Raw genomic sequence first — 2576 nt, forward strand, 5'->3', positions numbered from 1 at the left:
TGAGTATTTGAAGCCCTGAGCGCCACCCATTCGTGCGGTTGAGCGCCGGGGATCGTGCCAGAGAGCGCCAGCAGTCGCCTGGCTTGGCGCCGCTGACGCTCTCTGGCACAGGATTAGGCGCTCACGAGTGCTGCGTGTTCGCGCATGTTGTAGTTGCCGGTCTCGACCCAGATCGTGTTGTGGATGATCCGGTCCATGATCGCGTCCGCATGGACGCCGGAGCCGAGCCGCTGGTGCCAGTCCTTCTGCAAATACTGAGTGCAGAACACTGTTGAGGTCTCGCCGTAGCGGCGCTCCATCAGTTCCAGCAGCATGCCTCGCATCGGTTCCGTGGGTCGGTCCAGGAGCCACTCGTCGATGACCAGCAGCGTGAATGCCGCATACTTTCGCAGGAATTTACCGGAACCGCCGGGCCTGTCTTGCGCGGCGACCCATTCTTCCTCGAGGTCTGGCATACGGACGTAATGTGCGCGGATTCGGTGCTCGCAGGCGCGTTTGGCGACCGCGCATCCCAGATACGACTTCCCCGACCCGGTGAACCCCTGCAAGACGACGTTCTGCTGCCTGCCCACGAACGAGCAGGTGCCCAGCTGGGTCAGCAGCTGCCGGTCAAGACCGCGCTCGTCGAGAAGATCGATGCGGCGCAAATCCGCGTTCGGATAACGCAGTCCTGCCCGCCGGATCAAGCCGGTCACCTTGGAATGCGTAAACGACGAATAGGCGTCATCGACGACCAGCCGGACACGATCCTCGAACGGCAAGCTGATACTCAGCCTCTCGTCTTGGGTATCGATGGCCTCCAGCAACTCGCCCGCGTTCATCTCGCGCAGCTTGCGTTTGGTCTCCGCATCCAGGCGGCTCATCGAGCCCCTCCGGCGTAGTAGGCGCCGCCCCGCACGTATCCGCCATCGTCTCCCTCCGGCTCATCAGGGACGATCCCGGTTTTGTCCTGCCCGGTATCCAGGATCGGCCGCAGGTGGGCGTAGCGGGGCGATCGTATCGGCCCCCGCAGCGCGAGCTGGCTGGCCGCTTCCACCCGGGCCGGGGAGAACCGGCGGGACAGGCGCAGCACCGCCAGCGCGGGGTCGTGGCCGGCCTCCTCGACCGGCACGGACTCGAAGATCTTGCTGATCACCGTCACGGTTGCCGGGCCCATCCGTAACGCCCATTCATCGATCCGGGCCCGGTCCCACGCCTGCCAGCTGCGACCCTCCGGAAGGTCCGCCTCGTTCGTCTGATGCTGGTTCGCCGTCGTCGCTGGCAGCAGCAGGTGGCTGGTGAGGCGCTCATCGCTGCGATATATCTCCAGCATGGTCTCCGTGACACGAAGATCAACATTCGAGCCGATGTGGGCGAACGGCACGGAGTAAAAGTTCTTCGCCCAGACCACGTGGCCGTTGCGCCCAACTTTGCGCCCATAGGTCCAGGTGCTGATCTCGAACGCCACCGCCGGCAGCGGTTGCAACACCGGCTTCTCCTCGGCGGTGAACACGCTCAGCCGGGAGCCCTCCCGCTTCTGGAACGGCTGCCTGTTATAGGCATCGATCTGCTCCCGAATCCGTCTCCGCAACTGCGCCAGGCTCGTGAACACCTCTTTCCTCAACCCGGCGATCACCCAGGTGGCGACGTGCGAGACAGTGTTTTCCACGCTCGCCTTGTCCTTCGGGTGCCTCACTCGGCCCGGTAGTACCGCCGCTGAATAATGCGCCGCCATCTCCCGATACGCGTCGTTGAGCACGACCTCGCCCTCGCGCGGATGAGAGATCACCCCGGTCTTGAGATTATCGGGCACGAGCCGCGGGACCGTGCCGCCGAAGAACGCGAACATCTCCGCATGCGCGCGCAGCCACGAATCCTGCCGCATATCCAGGCACGCCTCCACGAACGCATACCTGCTGAACGGCAGACACGCGACGAACAAATACACCTTCGAGACCTCTCCCGTTGCCGGATCGACCAGCTGCATCGTCGGCCCAGACCAGTCGACCTCGATGCTGCGGCCGGCCTTGTGGCCGACCCGGGACGAGGCGCCAGTGACCATCGCGTGATCGCCATAAAGCCTGCAGAACCGGTCATAACTCATCGCCGCTTGCCCCGCCCGACCGGATGCGTCGACATACTCCTGGTGCAGCAGCTTCAACGTCACCCCAACCCTGGCCAGCTCCCGGTGCACCTGGCCCCAGTCCGGCTGCATAAACACGCTCTCGCGCACCCCGCGGCCGGGAAATAGCGCCAGATAAACCTCACCATCAGACAAATCAGCAACGTCATCCCAGCCGAGCCCTGCCCGATCAGCAGCCTCGATCACCGCCTGAACGCTGTGCCGAGACATGCCCTGAGCAGACGAGATAGCCCTGCCCGATAGGCCTTGATTGCGAAACTGCAAAACCAGTTTCGCCTTGATCTTCCGTACCATTGCCGGTAATCCTTCCACCACGTGGCCCTCACGTGGTGGAAGGAGCCTTACAGATGGCGCTCACCCACACCGACACTGGCGCTCACCCACGCCAATCGGGATTCCGACCACGGCGCTCACCCGCACTACCTCTGGACCCCCTGAAGGCCAATATTCACCA

2 protein-coding genes are annotated in these 2576 nt (G+C 63.7%); both read right to left on the minus strand.

Annotation, left to right across the window (positions count from 1 at the left end):
* Window positions 1-113: 113 nt before the first annotated feature.
* The gene (locus ACVWY0_RS22180) at window positions 114-863 is read right to left on the minus strand and encodes an ATP-binding protein (protein WP_160670425.1); all 750 of its coding nucleotides are present in this window, start codon (window positions 861-863) and stop codon (window positions 114-116) included.
* Window positions 860-2416 (minus strand): IS21 family transposase, encoded by a 1557-nt coding sequence (istA, locus tag ACVWY0_RS22185; protein WP_485838616.1) that lies wholly within the window; start codon window positions 2414-2416, stop codon window positions 860-862. The genes ACVWY0_RS22180 and istA overlap by 4 nt, the downstream gene beginning before the upstream one ends.
* Window positions 2417-2576: the final 160 nt, after the last annotated feature.

The sequence above is a fragment of the Arthrobacter sp. UYNi723 genome (genome assembly GCF_054057635.1).